12 protein-coding genes, 1 pseudogene and 1 riboswitch are annotated in these 15,280 nt (G+C 68.2%); of the genes and pseudogenes, 5 read left to right on the forward strand and 8 right to left on the reverse strand.

Annotation, left to right across the window (positions count from 1 at the left end; all coding sequences use genetic code 11):
• The first annotated feature begins 35 nt into the window (after positions 1-35).
• The 4 genes and pseudogenes from otsB (at position 36) to ACKTTN_RS00765 (ending at position 5,274) form a co-directional block, all read left to right on the forward strand.
• Entirely contained in the window at positions 36-803 is a 768-nt protein-coding gene (gene otsB, locus ACKTTN_RS00750; protein ID WP_407907968.1) for a trehalose-phosphatase, read from the forward strand.
• Positions 800-2,572: a glycoside hydrolase family 15 protein gene (locus tag ACKTTN_RS00755; protein ID WP_407907969.1), complete on the forward strand. Its 1,773-nt coding sequence runs from the start codon at positions 800-802 to the stop codon at positions 2,570-2,572. The genes otsB and ACKTTN_RS00755 overlap by 4 nt, the downstream gene beginning before the upstream one ends.
• A gap of 101 nt (positions 2,573-2,673) precedes the next feature.
• Positions 2,674-4,029: pseudogene (gene otsA / locus ACKTTN_RS00760) on the forward strand (alpha,alpha-trehalose-phosphate synthase (UDP-forming)); the annotation flags it as partial.
• 123 nt (positions 4,030-4,152) lie between these two features.
• Entirely contained in the window at positions 4,153-5,274 is a 1,122-nt protein-coding gene (locus ACKTTN_RS00765; RefSeq protein WP_407907970.1) for a saccharopine dehydrogenase family protein, read from the forward strand.
• On the opposite strand, the gene ACKTTN_RS00770 is transcribed toward ACKTTN_RS00765, so the two are convergent.
• Genes ACKTTN_RS00770 through rluD form a run of 4 tightly spaced genes read right to left on the reverse strand, consistent with a single transcriptional unit; the run spans position 5,264 to position 7,914 of the window.
• Positions 5,264-5,671 (reverse strand): thiol-disulfide oxidoreductase DCC family protein, encoded by a 408-nt coding sequence (locus ACKTTN_RS00770; protein WP_407907971.1) that lies wholly within the window; start codon positions 5,669-5,671, stop codon positions 5,264-5,266. The genes ACKTTN_RS00765 and ACKTTN_RS00770 overlap by 11 nt on opposite strands.
• Positions 5,661-6,200: a DUF4166 domain-containing protein gene (locus ACKTTN_RS00775; RefSeq protein WP_407907972.1), complete on the reverse strand. Its 540-nt coding sequence runs from the start codon at positions 6,198-6,200 to the stop codon at positions 5,661-5,663. Before ACKTTN_RS00775 ends, ACKTTN_RS00770 begins: the two co-directional genes overlap by 11 nt.
• A complete protein-coding gene (gene pgeF / locus ACKTTN_RS00780) occupies positions 6,185-6,946 on the reverse strand; it encodes a peptidoglycan editing factor PgeF (RefSeq protein WP_407907973.1) in 762 nt (253 codons plus the stop codon). Before pgeF ends, ACKTTN_RS00775 begins: the two co-directional genes overlap by 16 nt.
• Positions 6,943-7,914 (reverse strand): 23S rRNA pseudouridine(1911/1915/1917) synthase RluD, encoded by a 972-nt coding sequence (rluD, locus tag ACKTTN_RS00785; RefSeq protein WP_407907974.1) that lies wholly within the window; start codon positions 7,912-7,914, stop codon positions 6,943-6,945. Before rluD ends, pgeF begins: the two co-directional genes overlap by 4 nt.
• A gap of 99 nt (positions 7,915-8,013) precedes the next feature.
• On the opposite strand from rluD, the gene ACKTTN_RS00790 reads away from it, so the two are divergent.
• Positions 8,014-8,886, forward strand: coding sequence for an outer membrane protein assembly factor BamD (locus tag ACKTTN_RS00790; RefSeq protein ID WP_407907975.1), 873 nt, complete (start codon positions 8,014-8,016; stop codon positions 8,884-8,886).
• A gap of 82 nt (positions 8,887-8,968) precedes the next feature.
• On the opposite strand, the gene ACKTTN_RS00795 is transcribed toward ACKTTN_RS00790, so the two are convergent.
• From ACKTTN_RS00795 to ACKTTN_RS00810, 4 genes are all read right to left on the reverse strand, one after another.
• The gene (locus ACKTTN_RS00795; RefSeq protein ID WP_407907976.1) at positions 8,969-10,591 is read right to left on the reverse strand and encodes an NAD+ synthase; all 1,623 of its coding nucleotides are present in this window, start codon (positions 10,589-10,591) and stop codon (positions 8,969-8,971) included.
• Positions 10,592-10,618: 27 nt separating this feature from the next.
• Positions 10,619-11,029 carry an acyl-CoA thioesterase gene (locus ACKTTN_RS00800; protein ID WP_407907977.1) on the reverse strand — a complete coding sequence of 137 codons (411 nt, stop codon included), beginning with the start codon at positions 11,027-11,029 and terminating at the stop codon, positions 10,619-10,621.
• The gene (locus ACKTTN_RS00805) at positions 11,016-12,026 is read right to left on the reverse strand and encodes a ribonucleotide-diphosphate reductase subunit beta (RefSeq protein ID WP_407907978.1); all 1,011 of its coding nucleotides are present in this window, start codon (positions 12,024-12,026) and stop codon (positions 11,016-11,018) included. The genes ACKTTN_RS00800 and ACKTTN_RS00805 overlap by 14 nt, the downstream gene beginning before the upstream one ends.
• Positions 12,027-12,223: 197 nt before the next feature.
• On the reverse strand, positions 12,224-14,620 hold the full coding sequence (locus ACKTTN_RS00810) for a ribonucleoside-diphosphate reductase subunit alpha (RefSeq protein ID WP_407907979.1): 2,397 nt from the start codon (positions 14,618-14,620) through the stop codon (positions 12,224-12,226).
• A gap of 170 nt (positions 14,621-14,790) precedes the next feature.
• Positions 14,791-14,997, reverse strand: a riboswitch (cobalamin riboswitch).
• Positions 14,998-15,280 lie beyond the last annotated feature (283 nt).

Consider the following 15,280-nt stretch of genomic DNA (forward strand, 5'->3'; position numbering starts at 1 on the left):
CCGGTGCTTACGTCGCTGCTACCAGACTCGGCCCGATGAGTGCTACCGCCCCCTTCACCCTGCCCGCCCCGCCGCCCGTGCAAGCGCACTGGGCGCTCTTCCTCGACGTCGACGGCTGCCTGCTCGACTTCGCCGACGATCCCGACGACGTGCACGTGCCCGATGGCCTCGGCGACGCGTTGTCACGGCTGTCGCGCGCGCTCGACGGCGCGCTCGCCCTGGTGAGCGGTCGCCGCATCGCGCAACTCGATGCCCTGTTCCCGGATCTGCGCATGCCCGCTGCAGGCCTGCATGGGCTGGAGCTGCGCGAACGCATCGACCATTCGCCGCCGATCGACGCGCCGCCGGAACTGCAGCGCGTTCGCGAGGCCGCCGAGCAGATCGCGGCCGCGCATCCGGGCGCACGCATTGAGGACAAGGGCATCGCGCTGGCCCTGCACTGGCGCGCCGCACCGAATGCGCGCTCGCCACTGCAGGCGATCGCCGCGTCCGCGCTGTCGCACCTGCCCGGGTATCGGTTGCAGCACGGCAACTGCGTGGTCGAACTACGGCCTGCGCATGCCGACAAGGGCGACGCGATGCGGCGATTGATGGCGGCCGCGCCCTTCGCCGGCCGCACGCCCGTGTTCGCAGGCGACGACCTCACCGACGAGGACGGCTTCGCCGCGGCAAACCGCATGGACGGGCTGTCCGTGCGAGTCGGTGACCGTCAACCCAGCCTCGCAACGCACACGCTCGCCGACACCGACGCATTGCGACGCTGGATCGCCGATGGCGCCGATCGGCTCGGAGCCGCGGCATGAGTTCGCTGGCGCTGGGCCTGGTCGGCAACTGCAGCATCGGCGCGCTCATCGACCCGCAGGCACGCATCGTCTGGGGCTGCGTGCCCGCATTCGACGGCGATCCGACCTTCTGCGCGCTGCTGTCGCCGCGCATCGACGGCGGTGATTTCGCCATCGAGCTCGACGGCGGCGTCTCCAGCGAGCAGCACTACATCGAGAACACCGCGGTGTTGCGCACGGTATTGCGCGACGACCGCGGCGGCGCCATCGAGATCATCGATTTCGCACCGCGATGGAAGCAGTACGACCGCTTCTATCGCCCGGTGATGCTGATCCGCACGGTGCGACCGCTCGCCGGCGAGCCGCGCATTCGCGTCCGTCTGCGACCGTTGGCGGACTACGGCTCGCGCGTGCCGGATCGCACCTGGGGCAGCAACCACATCCGCTTCGCGCTCGGCGATTTCACGCTGCGGCTCAACACCGACGCGCCGGTGCGGATGGTGCGCGAGGAGATTCCGTTCCTGCTCGATCGCGAACTGCATTTCATCCTCGGGCCCGACGAGACATTCACCCGCGCCATCGATGACTACGCGCACGAAGCGCTCGACAAGACCATCGACTACTGGCGCGAATGGGTGCGTGCGCTGTCGATCCCGCTGGAGTGGCAGGACGCGGTGATCCGCAGCGCGATCACGCTCAAGCTCTGCCAGTACGACGAGACCGGGGCGATCATCGCCGCGATGACGACGTCGATTCCGGAAGCGGCCGATACGCAGCGCAACTGGGACTACCGCTACTGCTGGCTGCGCGATGCGGCCTTCGTCGTGCGCGCGCTCAACCGCCTCGGCGCAACACGCACGATGGAGGAATACCTGCGCTACGTGTCGAACCTGATTCCCGAGGACGGGCATCTACAGCCGCTGTACGGAATCGGCCTGGACCGCGAGCTGCACGAAGAGGAGATGGACGCGCTCGCCGGTTATCGCGGCATGGGTCCGGTGCGACGCGGCAACCTCGCATGGGTGCAGCCGCAGCACGATGTCTACGGCAGCGTGGTGCTGGCGTCGACGCAGATGTTTTTCGACCGCCGCCTGAACCTGCCCAGCGGCAGCACGCACTTCCGTCGACTCGAACGCCTGGGCGAGCGGGCGTATGCCCTGTTCGACCAGCCCGACGCCGGCCTCTGGGAGTTCCGCGGCCGCGTCGAGGTGCACACGTATTCGGCGGTGATGTGCTGGGCCGCCTGCGACCGCCTTGCCCGAATCGCGGGCGCCCTGCAGATCGCCGACCGCGAGGCGTTCTGGCGCGAGCGCGCCGACCGCATGCATGCGCGCATCGACGAGCTGGCATTCGATCGCGGTCGCGGCGTGTTCGTCGAAGGCACGCACAGCGGGCGCATGGATGCGGTGTTGCTTCTGCTCGCCGACCTCGGCTTCGTCCGTGCGGGCGACACGCGCTTCGCTGCGACCGTCGATGCCGTCGGCCGGGAGTTGCGCCGTGGCGACGGCATGCTCCGCTACGTCGCGCCCGACGACTTCGGCGTGCCCGAGACGAGTTTCACCATCTGCACGTTCTGGTACATCGACGCGCTGGCGTCGGTCGGTCGCGCCGACGAAGCACGCGAGCTGTTCGAGCGCGTGCTGGCGCGACGCAACGCACTCGGCCTGCTGTCGGAGGACATGTCGCTGGAAGGCAACGAGTTGTGGGGCAACTTCCCGCAGACGTATTCGCACGTCGGCCTGATCAACGCGGCGATGCGGCTCAGCCGCCCATGGGAGCACGCCACGTAGCGCTGCCGGCGCGTCGTGAAGCCATCACGCCTCCGCGAACCGGCGCCCGGCATGCTGAATGCACCGGCGCACGCCGGCAGGAGCACCAACGCGGGTAGCGCATGAGTCGTCTCGTCGTCGTCAGCAATCGTGTCGCACTGCCGGAGGAATCACGTGCCGGCGGTCTCGCGATCGCACTGCTCGATGCGCTGCGCGAGGACGGCGGTGTCTGGTTCGGCTGGAGCGGCACGGTCGATCCGCACGCGTCCGGCCGGATCCATGAGCAGCAGGACGGCAACATCCGCTACGTCACCATGGACCTGTCGACGCAGGATCATGCGGACTACTACAACGGCTTCGCGAATCGCACGTTGTGGCCGCTGCTGCACTTCCGCATGGACCTGGTGGACTACGACCGCGGCACGTTTGCCGGCTACAAGCGGGTCAACGCGTTGTTCGCCGACAAGCTCGCACCGCTGCTGCGTGACGACGACCTCGTCTGGATCCATGACTACCACCTGATCCCGCTCGCGCGCCAGCTGCGCGAGCGCGGCGTCAGGTGCCGCATCGGCTTCTTCCTGCACGTGCCGATGCCGTCGTCCGACCTGCTCGCCGCGTTGCCGGGCCATCAGTTGCTGTTCGAAGGCCTGTCGTCCTGCGACCTCGTCGGCTTCCAGACCGAGCGCGATCTCGAACGCTTCCAGGATTACGTGCGCCTGTTCGGCGGCGGTCGCGTGCTCGAACGTGGCCTGCTGGAGGCACCGGATGGCCGGCGATTCCACGCCGGCGCATTCCCGATCAGCATCGATACCGCCCGCATCGCCGAGCTCGCACGCGAGGCGGCGGCGAAGTCGGGCGTGAAGCGACTGGTGGCGAGCATGTCGGGCCGGCAGCTCGCGATCGGCGTCGACCGCCTCGATTACTCGAAAGGCCTGCCGGAGCGTTTCAAGGGTTTCGCGAACTATCTCCGGCGCTATCCGCAGCAGCGCGGGCAACTCACGTTCCTGCAGATCGCGCCGGTGTCGCGCGGCGGCGTCGCCGAATACCGCAAGCTGCGCAGCGAACTCGAACAGCTGTCCGGCAACATCAACGGGCGTTTCGCCGAGCCGGACTGGACGCCGATCCGCTACGTCAATCGCAACTTCCCGCACGCGGCGCTCACCGGCTTCTATCGCCTCGCGAAGCTGGGACTGGTGACGCCGCTGCGCGATGGCATGAACCTGGTCGCGAAGGAATTCGTCGCGGCGCAGGACCCGGACGACCCCGGCGTACTGCTGCTCTCGCCGTTCGCGGGCGCGGCGCGTGAACTCGGTGGCGCGCTCGTCGCCAATCCGTACGATCTCGACGGCACCGGCGACGCGATCGCGCAGGCGATGACCATGCCGCGCGAGGAGCGTCGTGAACGTTGGCAGGGCATGTTCCAGCACCTGCTCACGCACGACATCACCTACTGGCGCCGTAGCTACCTGGCCGCGCTGCGCACGGCGCGCGACGTGATCGAGGATCGCGGCTACGTGGTCGAGCGCCGCGCGCAGCAGCGTCGCCGCGACGATGCATCACACGACGCGCGTCCGCACTGACCGGTTCGCTATGCTGCGCGCATGCCGCGCTTCCGCGTTCTCCTGATCGGCGCCTACGGGCAGTTCGGTTCCCGCGTCGCACGGGAACTGTCGCGCGATGACATCGACCTGGTACTGGCGGGTCGACATATCGACCGCGCACGGCATCTGGCATCGACGCTCGAAACGGGCGCGGCCGCACGCCTGGAAGTAAGAGCGCTCGATGTCGAATCGGCGTACATCGCGAGCACCATCGCCGCGCTGGCGCCGGATGTCGTGATCCATACCGCCGGCCCGTTCCAGGCGCGCGACTATCGCGTCGCCGAAGCGGCGATCGCCGTCGGCTCGCACTACATCGACCTCGCGGACGCGCGCGCGTTCGTCACCGGGATCGCATCGCTGGATTCGGCCGCGCGCGAACGTGGTGTCCGCGTGGTGGGCGGCGCGAGCAGCGTGCCGGGCCTGTCCGCGGCGGTCGTCGCCGCGCACCTGCCGCGATTCGCACGGCTCGACAGCGTGGACAGTGCGATCAGCCCGGGCAACCGGACGCCGCGCGGCCTGGCGACGACGCAGGCGATCCTCGGCTACGTCGGCCGCCCGTTTCCGGTGCGCGGCGGCGGACGATGGATTCGCACGCATGGCTGGCAGTCGTTGCGTCGCATCCGCCATGCCGCCCTCGGCACGCGGTGGGTCGCACGCTGCGACGTGCCGGATCTCGAAGTACTTCCCGCGCGCTATCCGCAACTGCAGCAGTGCGAGTTCCGCGCCGGGCTGGAGCTGCGTCGCATGCATTTCGGTTTGTGGCTTGCGGCGGTTGCGGTGCGCGTCGGGCTCGTGCGCGACCTGCCGCGCTGGGCCCCGACGTTGCTGCGCCTGAGCGATCGTTGGATCCACGCGGGCAGCGACACCGGCCTGATGACGATGGACCTAGCCGGCATCGGCCACAACGGCCGCCCGCTTCGCTTGCGATGGAGCATCGTCGCGCGCGATGGCAGCGGGCCGCAGATTCCGGCCACCGCCGCCGTGCTGCTGGCGCGGGCATGGCGCGCCGGGCGGCCGAGGCCCAGCGCGGGGCCCTGCCTCGATCTGTTCACGCTCGACGACTTCATGGCCGCGCTCGCGCATTATCCGATCGACGCGTCGACCGAAACCCTCAGCGGATGAATCGCGCGGCCTGATCGGGCGGCGGCAATGCGCACGCCGCATGGCGGCCGAAGATGCGGTAACGGTGGCGGCCGACGAATCGGTAGGCGCGGTCGCGCAGTGCGCGCGGCATCGACGTCAGCATCGTCGCCAGTACCGACCACGGTAGCCCGAGCGCTGCCAGCACGCGTGCGATCGCATCGGTGTCGGTCGATGCGCCAGCATCGTCCATCAGCAGGAACGATGCGGGATCGTCCGGATCGAGCCCGTGACGCTGCAGCAGCGCGCGGCCCGCGTCCGACTGCATCGCGGCGAAACGGAAGCGTGCGTCGCGGTCGTGGCGCAACAGGAAGCGCACCCACCCGTTGCACAGCACGCAGACGCCGTCGAACACGATGACCGCGCCGTCAGCCGACATCGAGTTCGCCGCAGTAATGCACGAGCAGGCCGGCGAGCGGCAATGCAGCGCGCACGTCGAACGTGTATCGGCCGTCGCGTTCGGACTCGCGCGCGACCACGCCCTTGAACGCGTCGCGCGGCAGCGGGATGCCGAAGGCGCGCACGCGCACGACCTGCCAGCGCAGGCCCGCGTCCTCGACGAGCAGCCGGAAGTCGAACGTCACCAGGCCGAGTCGCTCGCGAAGCAGGCCATCGTGCGCGCGCAGGCGCGAACGCATCGCGTGGCCGGCGACGTGGCGCGTCCACGTTTCGCCGTCCGCGTCGGCGTCGATGTCGACGTCGATCGGTCCCTGCCCCGCCGGAGGAAGGCGCGTCGCCCACGCGCACAGGCGGGACAGCAACGTGCTGCCGCGTTCGACGACGACATTGCCGCTGTAGCGACGCAAGCCGCTGCACGCATGCAACGAAGCGACGGTGGGCTGCAGGCGCGCATAGTCATCGCCCAGCAGGCGTCCGTACAACGTGTCCGGGATCACGTCGCGATCCACGCCAGCGACGCCATGCGTCCGCTCCGTCGATCGCGACGATGCGAGAAGAAGCGCGCGGGCTCGGCGATCGTGCTGAGGCCGCCGCCGTGGATGGCGTCGGGCGACATGCCGGCTGCGACGAGACGCCGCCGCGCGAGCGCGTACAGGTCGACGCGCCAGTGATGCGGACGCGTACTCGTGAACGCCGACCCGCTTGCCCAGTCGCGAGAGACGAATGCGTCGTAGACGTCGACGCCGATCTCGTAGTCGGCGGGACCGGCCGCCGGGCCAAGCCACGCGACAAGTCGATCCGGCGACGTGCGCATCGCGGCGACGGTCGCCTCGAGTACGCCGTCCGCCAGGCCGCGCCAGCCCGCGTGCGCACCGCCGATCTCCGAGCCGTCGCATGCGCCGAACAGCACCGGCAGGCAGTCGGCGGTGAGGATCGCAAGTACGACGCCCGGATCCGACGTCACCGATGCATCGGCCTGCGGCTCGTCGCCCCATGCGTCGCCGGCGCTGAAGCGCACGACGTCGACGCCATGCACCTGCCGCAGCCAGCGCGGGCGCGACGGCAGCGCCAGCATGTCGACGAGTTCATCGCGGTTCGCATCGACGGTCGCCGCGTCATCGCCGTCCGCCGCGGTGCGGTTGCCGAGGTTGAAGGTGTCGAACGGCGCGAGCGATCGACCGGCGCCATGGCGCAGCGTCGTGCCGCCATGCACGCCAGGCGGCGCGGGCCAGTCGGCGTGCAGGAACGCAGTCACCGTGCGCGTTCTTCGTGTTCGCGCAGGTCGGTGCGCAGTGCCTCGACCAGCGCGCGCAGGTCGGCCGGAACCGGCGCGCTGCAGCGCACGGGCTCGCCGGTGCTGGGATGCACGAATTCGAGGGTCTCCGCATGCAGTGCCTGGCGGCGGAAGCCACGCAGCGCCTCGATCGTTTCCGGCGACGAACCGCGTGGCAGCTTCAGCGGGCCGCCGTACAGCGGGTCGCCGACGATCGGATGCTTGAGGTGCGCCATGTGCACGCGGATCTGGTGCGTGCGCCCGGTTTCCAGGCGGCATTCCAGCAGCGTGTGCGCGCGGAAACGTTCGCGCAGGCGGAAGTGCGTGACCGCGTCCTTGCCGTCCTCGCGCACGGCCATGCGGATGCGATCGCGCGGGTGGCGGTCGATCGGCGCGTTCGCGGTGCCGCCGGACACCAGCGCGCCGACGACCACCGCGAGGTACTGGCGATGCACCTGTCGTGCGGAAAGCTGGTCGACCAGCGCGGTATGCGCCTGCAGCGTGCGTGCGATGACCATCACGCCCGAGGTGTCCTTGTCGAGGCGATGCACGATGCCCGCGCGCGGCAGCGCGGAGAGCGTGGGGTCCCGGTGCAGCAGCGCGTTGACCAGCGTTCCCGCGGGATTGCCCGCGCCGGGGTGGACGACCAGCCCGGCCGGCTTGTCGATCACGATCACCTCGGCGTCCTCGTAGAGAACGTCGAGGGCGATGTCCTCGGCCGGGGCGTCGGTCTGCATGCCGATCTCGGCTTCGACGGTGACGTGTTCGCCGCCGCGCACCGGATCGCGCGGCCGGGCCTCGCGGCCGTCCAGCCGGGCCTGCCCGGATTTGATCCAGCCGGCCAGCCGCGAGCGCGAGTGCTCGGGGAACAGGTCGGCCAGGACGGCATCGAAGCGGCGCCCGGCGCTGGTGTCGGGGACGCGGGCTTCGAGGGTGATGGTGTCGGGCATTGGGGGGCCTTTTCGCTGCGGCCCGCCAGCGCGGGTCGGTTAAGACGGTCCTGCTATTATCCGGCCTTCCTGTCTCCCGATCCGGCAGCCGTCGATCCCATGAGCTATCGCACCGCCTTCCGCCCGTCGCCCGTGTCCCTCTTCCGTGGCGTGGCGGTCGCCGTCCTCGCGGTTTCGCTTCTCGCCGGTGCGGGCTGCTCGCGCTTCCGCCACAAGGACGACTCGAACGAAGGCGTTCCGGTCGAGACGCTGTACCAGAAGGGCCACAAGTCCATGGTCAACGGCAACTGGTCGTCGGCCGAGGAAACCTACAAGCGCCTTCTCGCGCAGTACCCGTACGGTCCGTACACCGAGCAGTCGCTGATCGAGACCGCCTACGCGCAGTACAAGGCGGGCAAGCACGATGACGCGATCAGCACCATCGACCGCTTCATCCGCACCTACCCGACCAACCGCAACATCGCGTACCTGTACTACCTGCGCGGGCTGGTGAATTCCTCCCGCGACGCGGTGTTCCTGCAGCGCGTGTGGCACCTGGACCCGGCGCGCCGCGACCTCGCGACGCCGCAGCAGGCGTACAACGACTTCGGCATCGTGGTCGAGCGTTACGGCAACAGCCGTTACGCCGCCGACGCGCGCGAGCGCATGGCCAAGCTGCGCGACATGTTCGCCCGCTACGAGATGGAAACGGCGCTGTACTACCTTGAGCGCCACGCGGACGTCGCCGCGATCGACCGCGCCAAGTACGTGCTCGAGAACTACCCGCAGTCGAGCTACCAGAACGACGCGATCGCGACGCTGGCGTCGGCCTACACCTCGCTGGGCAACACCGCGCTCGCCACCGACGCGCGCGCCGAGCTGCAGAAAGCCGACCCGAACCACCCTTACCTCAAGGGCGAATGGCCGGATTACCCGAGCCACCTGCGCCGCCTGAATCCGTTCGGTGGCGACACCTCCAAGGTCGGCCACTGACCGGTCGCGCCACCGCTTCGACGAACGCCGCCTCCGGGCGGCGTTTTCGTTTCCGCTATCCGCCTTTCAGTGACGACGCGCTTCAGCGATAGCCGTTGCTGATCGGATACCGACGCTCGCGGCCGAACGCGCGCGGCGTCATCTTCGGACCGGGCGCAGCCTGGTGTCGCTTCCACTCGGAAATGCGAACCAGTCGAAGCACTTTGTCGACGATGGCGGGATCGAAGCCCGCGGCGACGATCTCGTCGCGCGACTGTTCGCCGTCGACGTGCCGCTGCAGGATCGCGTCGAGCACGTCGTACGGCGGCAGCGAATCCTGGTCTTTCTGGTTCTCGCGCAGCTCGGCCGATGGCGAGCGGTCGATGACCTCCTGCGGGATCACCGCGTCGACGGTATTGCGCCAGCGCGCGAGGGCGAACACGTCGGTCTTGTAGACGTCCTTGATCGGCGCGTAGCCGCCGCACATGTCGCCGTAGATGGTCGCGTAGCCGACCGCGTACTCGCTCTTGTTACCCGTGGTGAGCAGCAGGCCGCCGAACTTGTTCGACATCGCCATCAGCGTGGCGCCGCGGATGCGCGACTGCAGGTTCTCTTCGGTGACATCGACGTCGCGGCCTTCGAACACCGGCGCGAGCGCCGCGAGGTAGGCTTCGAACGGCTGCTCGATCGGCACTGTGAGCAGGCGCACGCCCTGACGCCGGCATTGCTCGGCGGCGAGATCGTTCGACATGTCGGCCGTGTAGCGCGACGGCAGGCGCACCGCGGTGACGTTCTCCGCGCCCAGTGCGTCAACCGCGATCGCCAGCACCAGCGCCGAATCGATGCCGCCTGACAGGCCCAGCCATACCTTGTCGAAACCGTTCTTGCGGCAGTAGTCGCGCGTGCCCAGCACGATCCCGCGCCACGCCAGGCCTTCGCGGCTCTCGTCGTCTTCCGGTGTCCAGTCGACCAGCGTGAACGTCCGCGAGGCGACGTCGAAATCGACGAGGAGCCAATCCTCGCGGAACGACGTCGCCGCCGGATGCACGTGGCCATCGCCGTCGGCGACGACCGACGCACCGTCGAACACCACGTGGTCCTGTCCGCCGACCACGTTGAGATATGCGATCGCCGCGCCGGATTCCGTCGCCCGCTCGGCGAGCAGCGCGTCGCGCGTCAGGTGCTTGTCGTGTTCGTACGGCGATGCATTCGGCACGACGACCACCTGCGCGCCGTCCTTCACTGCGGCGGCGAGCGGCTCGGGGAACCACAGGTCCTCGCAGATCACCACGCCGACCTGCACGCCGTCGACATCGACCACGCAGGTCTCGCCGTCGGGGTCGACGGAGAAATAGCGGCGTTCGTCGAACACCTGGTAATTCGGCAACTCGCGCTTGCGATAGGTGCGTTCGATGCCGCCGTCGCGCAGCACGCTGGCGGCGTTGTAGACGATCGCGCCTGCCGTTTCCGGCCAGCCGACGACGGCGGTGATGCCGCGCGTCGAGGCCGCGATGCGCGTGATCGCGTGCTCGCAGTCGGCGAGGAAGCTCGGACGCAGCAGCAGGTCTTCCGGCGAGTAACCGCTGACCGCGAGTTCCGGAAACACGACCAGCGCGGCGCCATGTTCGTCGCGCGCCTGCGCGATCATCGCTTCGATGCGCGCGGTGTTGCCGGCGATGTCGCCGACCGGGAAATCGAACTGTGCGAGTGCGATCCGCAGGGCCATGGCCGCTCCTGTCGAGAGCCGCCGATTCTACGCGCCGGGCGCGGCGGTTCCGTCGTCGAGAGGCACCACCGGCGCGGGCCGGCCGTCGGCGTCGAGCGCGATCATGCTGAAGCGGCCCCGCGTGCACAGCTCGCGCGTACCGGCGTGCGGGTCTTCGGCGTGCAGCTCGACGTCGACCTGCATCGAGCTTCGGCCGACGTCGGCAACGCGCGCAACGAGTTCGACCAGCTGTCCCTGCCGGACCGGCACATGGAAGTCGACCTGTTCCGAGCGCGCGGTCACCACCGTGCGGCGCGCGTAACGCGTGGCCGCGACGAACGCCGCCTTGTCCATCCACGCCAGCGCCTGGCCGCCGAACAACGTACCAAGGTGGTTGGCGTGGTCCGGGAACACGATCTCCCACAGGCGCGCCTCGCGCGGCGCGTCAGAACGCGGCATCGAACGCGACCTGCCCGCTCACGCCGACCTGGTAGGCCGACACGCGTCGCTCGAAGAAGTTGGTCAGCTCCTGCACGTCCTGCAGGTCCATGAAGGCGAACGGGTTGCGACTGCCGAACTCCGGCGCTAGACCGAGCGACTGCAGCCGCAGGTCGGCGACGTATTCGAGGTACTGGCGCATCTCGCGCGGCGACAGCCCGTTCACGCCGCCCGAGAGCACGTCGTGCGCGAATGCGGCTTCGACGTCGACCGCCTCGCGCAGCATCGCGCGCACGTCGCCTTCCATCGCCGCGTCGAACAGGTCCGGCTCCTCGTCGCGCGCCGTGCGGATCACTTCCAGTGCGAACGCCATGTGCCCGGACTCGTCGCGGAACACCCAGTTGGTGCCGGCCGCGAGACCCGGCAGCAGCCCGCGCGAGCGCAGGAACCAGACGTAGGCGAACGCCGCGAAGAAGAACAGACCCTCGATGCAGCAGGCGAAGCAGATGAGGTTCAGCAGGAACGTGCGGCGGTCACCGCGGGTTTCGAGACGGTTCAAGCCCTGGATGGAGTCGATCCATCGGAAGCAGAAGTCGGCCTTGGCACGGATCGACGGAATGTTCTCGATCGCGTCGAACGCCGCGGCGCGGCGCTCGACGTCGGGCACGTACGCATCCAGCAGCGTGAGGTAGAACTGCACATGCAGCGCTTCCTCGTAGAGCTGGCGCGACAGGTACATGCGCGCTTCCGGCGCGTTGATGTGCTGGTAGAGGTTGAGCACTAGGTTGTTGGAAACGATCGAATCGCCCGTTGCGAAGAACGCCACGAGGCGTTCGACGAGGTGGCGATCGGCCGGCGTCAGCTTGTCGCGCAGGTCGTTGACGTCGATGCCGAAGTCGATCTCCTCCACGGTCCATGTATTGCGCACGGCGTCGCGATACATGTCGTAGAAGCCGGGGTAACGCATCGGGCGAAGCGTGAGGGCGAAGCCGGGGTCGAGCAGGCGCGTGCTGGTCATGGCGGATCCGTGTGCGGTCTATCGCGTTGCATCGAAGGTGCAGGGGCGACGGGCGACATCCATGCGTCGCATCCGTTCGCGCGGTCCATTGCGCCGGCGTTCCCTCGACGGCTCCTGCCGTCACCCGATCGCCTCTGCATGGCGGTGGCGTCGTTCCGCGAATCGACGAGGCGTTCGCGGGAACGACGATTGATCGCTTACTGGCAGGCCTCGCAGGCGTCCGGGTTCTCGAGCGAACAGGCGATCGCTGCCTGCGGCGACGCGGCGCTCACCGTGGCCTTGGCGATTCGCGTTGCCGGGCGGGAACGCAGGTAGTACGTCGTCTTGAGCCCCGACTTCCACGCATACATGTACATCGACGACAGCCGCCCGATGTTCGGGCTCTCCATGAAGAGATTCAGCGACTGCGACTGGTCGATATACGCACCGCGCGCGGCGGCGAGGTCGACCAGCGCCTTCTGTGGCAACTCCCACGCGGTGCGGTAGACATCGCGCAGCATCGCGGGGATCGCGTCGATCGACTGGATCGAACCCTCGCCAAGCTTGATCGCGTCGCGCACCGTCTGCGTCCACAGGCCCAGCTTCTTCAGCTCGTCGACGAGGTAGCGGTTGACCTGCACGAAGTCGCCCGACAGCGTCTCGCGCTTGAACAGGTTGGACACCTGCGGTTCGATGCATTCGTAGCATCCGGCGATGGACGCAATCGTCGCGGTCGGGGCGATCGCGATGAGCAACGAGTTGCGCAGGCCGTGCTCGGCGATGCGCGACCTGAGCGCGTCCCACGCATGGGTGTGTGTCGCCGCGACGCCCCACAGGTCGAACTGCAGGTCACCGTTCGCCGCGCGCGTTTCCGCAAACGACGGATGGGCGCCATGGCGTTCGGCCAGTTCACACGAGGCTTCCAGCGCGTGCAGGTAGATGCGCTCGGCGATGCGTGTCGACAGCGCCAGCGCCTCCGCCGAATCGAACGGCAGCCGGAGCTTGAAGAAGACGTCCTGCAGTCCCATCACACCGAGACCGACCGGACGCCAGCGCAGGTTCGATCGCCGCGCCGATTCGATCGGATAGAAGTTGAGGTCGATGACGCGGTCGAGCTGACGCACCGCGACATGCACCGTCTCCGCGAGCTTGTCGAAGTCGAAACCGTCGTCGCCGACATGCTGTGCGAGGTTGATCGAACCGAGATTGCACACCGCGGTTTCGTCACCGCTCGTCACCTCGAGGATCTCGGTGCACAGGTTCGACAGGTGCACGGTGCGACCGGGGCCGACCTGGTTGCAGGTGCGGTTCGATGCGTCCTTGAACGTGATCCAGCCGTTTCCGGTTTCGCCCAGCGTCTTCATCATGCGTGCGTACAGCTCGCGCGCCTTGAGCGTGCGCGTTGCGAGGCCGCGTTGCTCGGCCTGCACGTAGGCACGGTCGAACGCCTCACCCCAGAGGTCGGGTAGTTCGGGCACGGCCTTGGGATCGAACAGCGACCAGTCGCCATCCTGCTCGACACGCTGCATGAACAGGTCGGGGATCCAGTTGGCGAGGTTGAGATTGTGCGTGCGACGCGCCTCGTCGCCGGTGTTGTCGCGCAGTTCGAGGAACTCCTCGATGTCGGCGTGCCAGGTCTCCAGGTAGATGCACGCCGCGCCCTTGCGCTTGCCGCCCTGGTTCACGGCGGCGACGGACGCATCGAGCGTCTTCAGCCACGGCACGATGCCGTTGCTGCGCCCGTTGGTGGACCGGATCAGCGAGCCGCGCGAACGGACACGGTGGTACGCCTGCCCGATGCCACCGGAAAACTTCGACAGCTGCGCCACATCGCCGTAGCGCGCGTAGATGTCGGTGAGCGAATCCTGCGGTGAATCCAGCAGGAAGCATGACGACAGCTGCTCGTGCCGCGTGCCCGAATTGAACAGCGTGGGCGAGCTCGGAATGTAGTCGAGTGACGCCATCAGTCGATACAGCTGCAGCGCCCCGGACGGCGTGTCGGTCAACGCGACCGCGATGCGCATGAAGAAGTGCTGCGGCGTCTCGATCACTTGGCGCTTGTGCGGATGGCGCAGCAGGTAGCGGTCGTAGAGCGTGCGCAGGCCGAAGTACTCGAAGCGCTGCGTCTTCGCTGCGTCGATCGCATCGTTGAATTTGCGCGCGTTGGCTTCGACGGTTTCGCGCACGCGATCGTTTATCAGGCCGAGGTCGTGGCCCAGCACAATCGACTGCGAGAACGAATAGACGCCGAGCCCCGCGACTTCCTTGTCGATGTACGCGGCGAGCAGGCGCGCGGCGAGTCGCGAGTACTGCGGTTCCTCCGTCGTGAACGCGGCGGCGGTGTGAATCGACAGTTCGTCGAGCTCGCGCGTGGTCGCGCCGTCGTAGATGCCGCCGATGGTCTTGAGCGCGACGCGCATCGGGTCGATGTCGTCGAGCGACTGCGCGCATCGCTGCACGGCGCGCACGATCTTGGCGACGTCGACCGGTTCGCGGCGGCCGTCGCGCTTGGTCACGGTCATGGTCGCCGGCGCGTGTGGTGGGGTCAGTGCGAAGTCGGACTGCGCGTCGTCGACGTCGGGCGTCGATGTGGTGACGAGTGTTTCGGTGGTCATGTTTCCTCTCCGGTGGTGATGGAGAGAAAGCGAAAGCGGCGCACGCGTCGTCCTGCGCCGGCCCCCGCCCCCTCGGGCGAGCCGGCATCGACATGACGGAGACGGAAGGCGGCGGACGGCGTCCGCGGACCGACCCGTCCCTCCCACGAGGACGCCTGGCCAACGGCGGCGCATGGCCACCGATCGAGGCAGGTCTTCGGACTCGTGGACACCGGCGATCGCTCGCCGACCTACTGCGCGTCGCTTCCCAGCCTTGAGGCCAGTGCCAATGACGCGGGTCGTTTCCACCTACCGCTGCGGGGCAGTTCCGGCTTCAAACCGGATTCCCTTTTAAGCCGGCCCTGGCGGGCACGGCACCTTCGACGGGCACAACATATGCGGCAGACCGAAGATCGTCAACACAATATTTTGCGGTTGCTCTCCGCGATGCTATCGCTTCAGACACTCGACAGCCGTGGAAATCGTGAGACCCGAAGGGCGGCGCACAGGATGTGCGCCGTCGCCACCCGAGCCATGGATGGCGAGTGTGGCGATCGCGACAGACCCGCCGGTTGCGGGCTGTAGATCTGATCGGGGAAGGCCCTTTCTTTTGGTCATCTTTTCTTTGGGCCAGCAAAGAAAAGTGACTCGGGCGCGCCAGCGCACGAAACGCCTTTGACG

The sequence above is a fragment of the Lysobacter claricitrinus genome, assembly GCF_045866565.1.
GTDB lineage: Bacteria > Pseudomonadota > Gammaproteobacteria > Xanthomonadales > Xanthomonadaceae > Cognatilysobacter > Cognatilysobacter claricitrinus.

Coding starts and splice junctions, on each gene's coding strand:
- ACKTTN_RS00805 (WP_407907978.1), bottom strand. CDS start 12,026: ATGACCAGCACGCGCCTGCTCGACCCCGGCTTCGCCCTCACGCTTCGC.
- ACKTTN_RS00810 (WP_407907979.1), bottom strand. CDS start 14,620: ATGACCACCGAAACACTCGTCACCACATCGACGCCCGACGTCGACGAC.
- ACKTTN_RS00755 (WP_407907969.1), top strand. CDS start 800: ATGAGTTCGCTGGCGCTGGGCCTGGTCGGCAACTGCAGCATCGGCGCG.
- ACKTTN_RS00770 (WP_407907971.1), bottom strand. CDS start 5,671: ATGTCGGCTGACGGCGCGGTCATCGTGTTCGACGGCGTCTGCGTGCTG.
- ACKTTN_RS00790 (WP_407907975.1), top strand. CDS start 8,014: ATGAGCTATCGCACCGCCTTCCGCCCGTCGCCCGTGTCCCTCTTCCGT.
- ACKTTN_RS00800 (WP_407907977.1), bottom strand. CDS start 11,029: ATGCCGCGTTCTGACGCGCCGCGCGAGGCGCGCCTGTGGGAGATCGTG.
- rluD (WP_407907974.1), bottom strand. CDS start 7,914: ATGCCCGACACCATCACCCTCGAAGCCCGCGTCCCCGACACCAGCGCC.
- otsB (WP_407907968.1), top strand. CDS start 36: ATGAGTGCTACCGCCCCCTTCACCCTGCCCGCCCCGCCGCCCGTGCAA.
- ACKTTN_RS00795 (WP_407907976.1), bottom strand. CDS start 10,591: ATGGCCCTGCGGATCGCACTCGCACAGTTCGATTTCCCGGTCGGCGAC.
- ACKTTN_RS00765 (WP_407907970.1), top strand. CDS start 4,153: ATGCCGCGCTTCCGCGTTCTCCTGATCGGCGCCTACGGGCAGTTCGGT.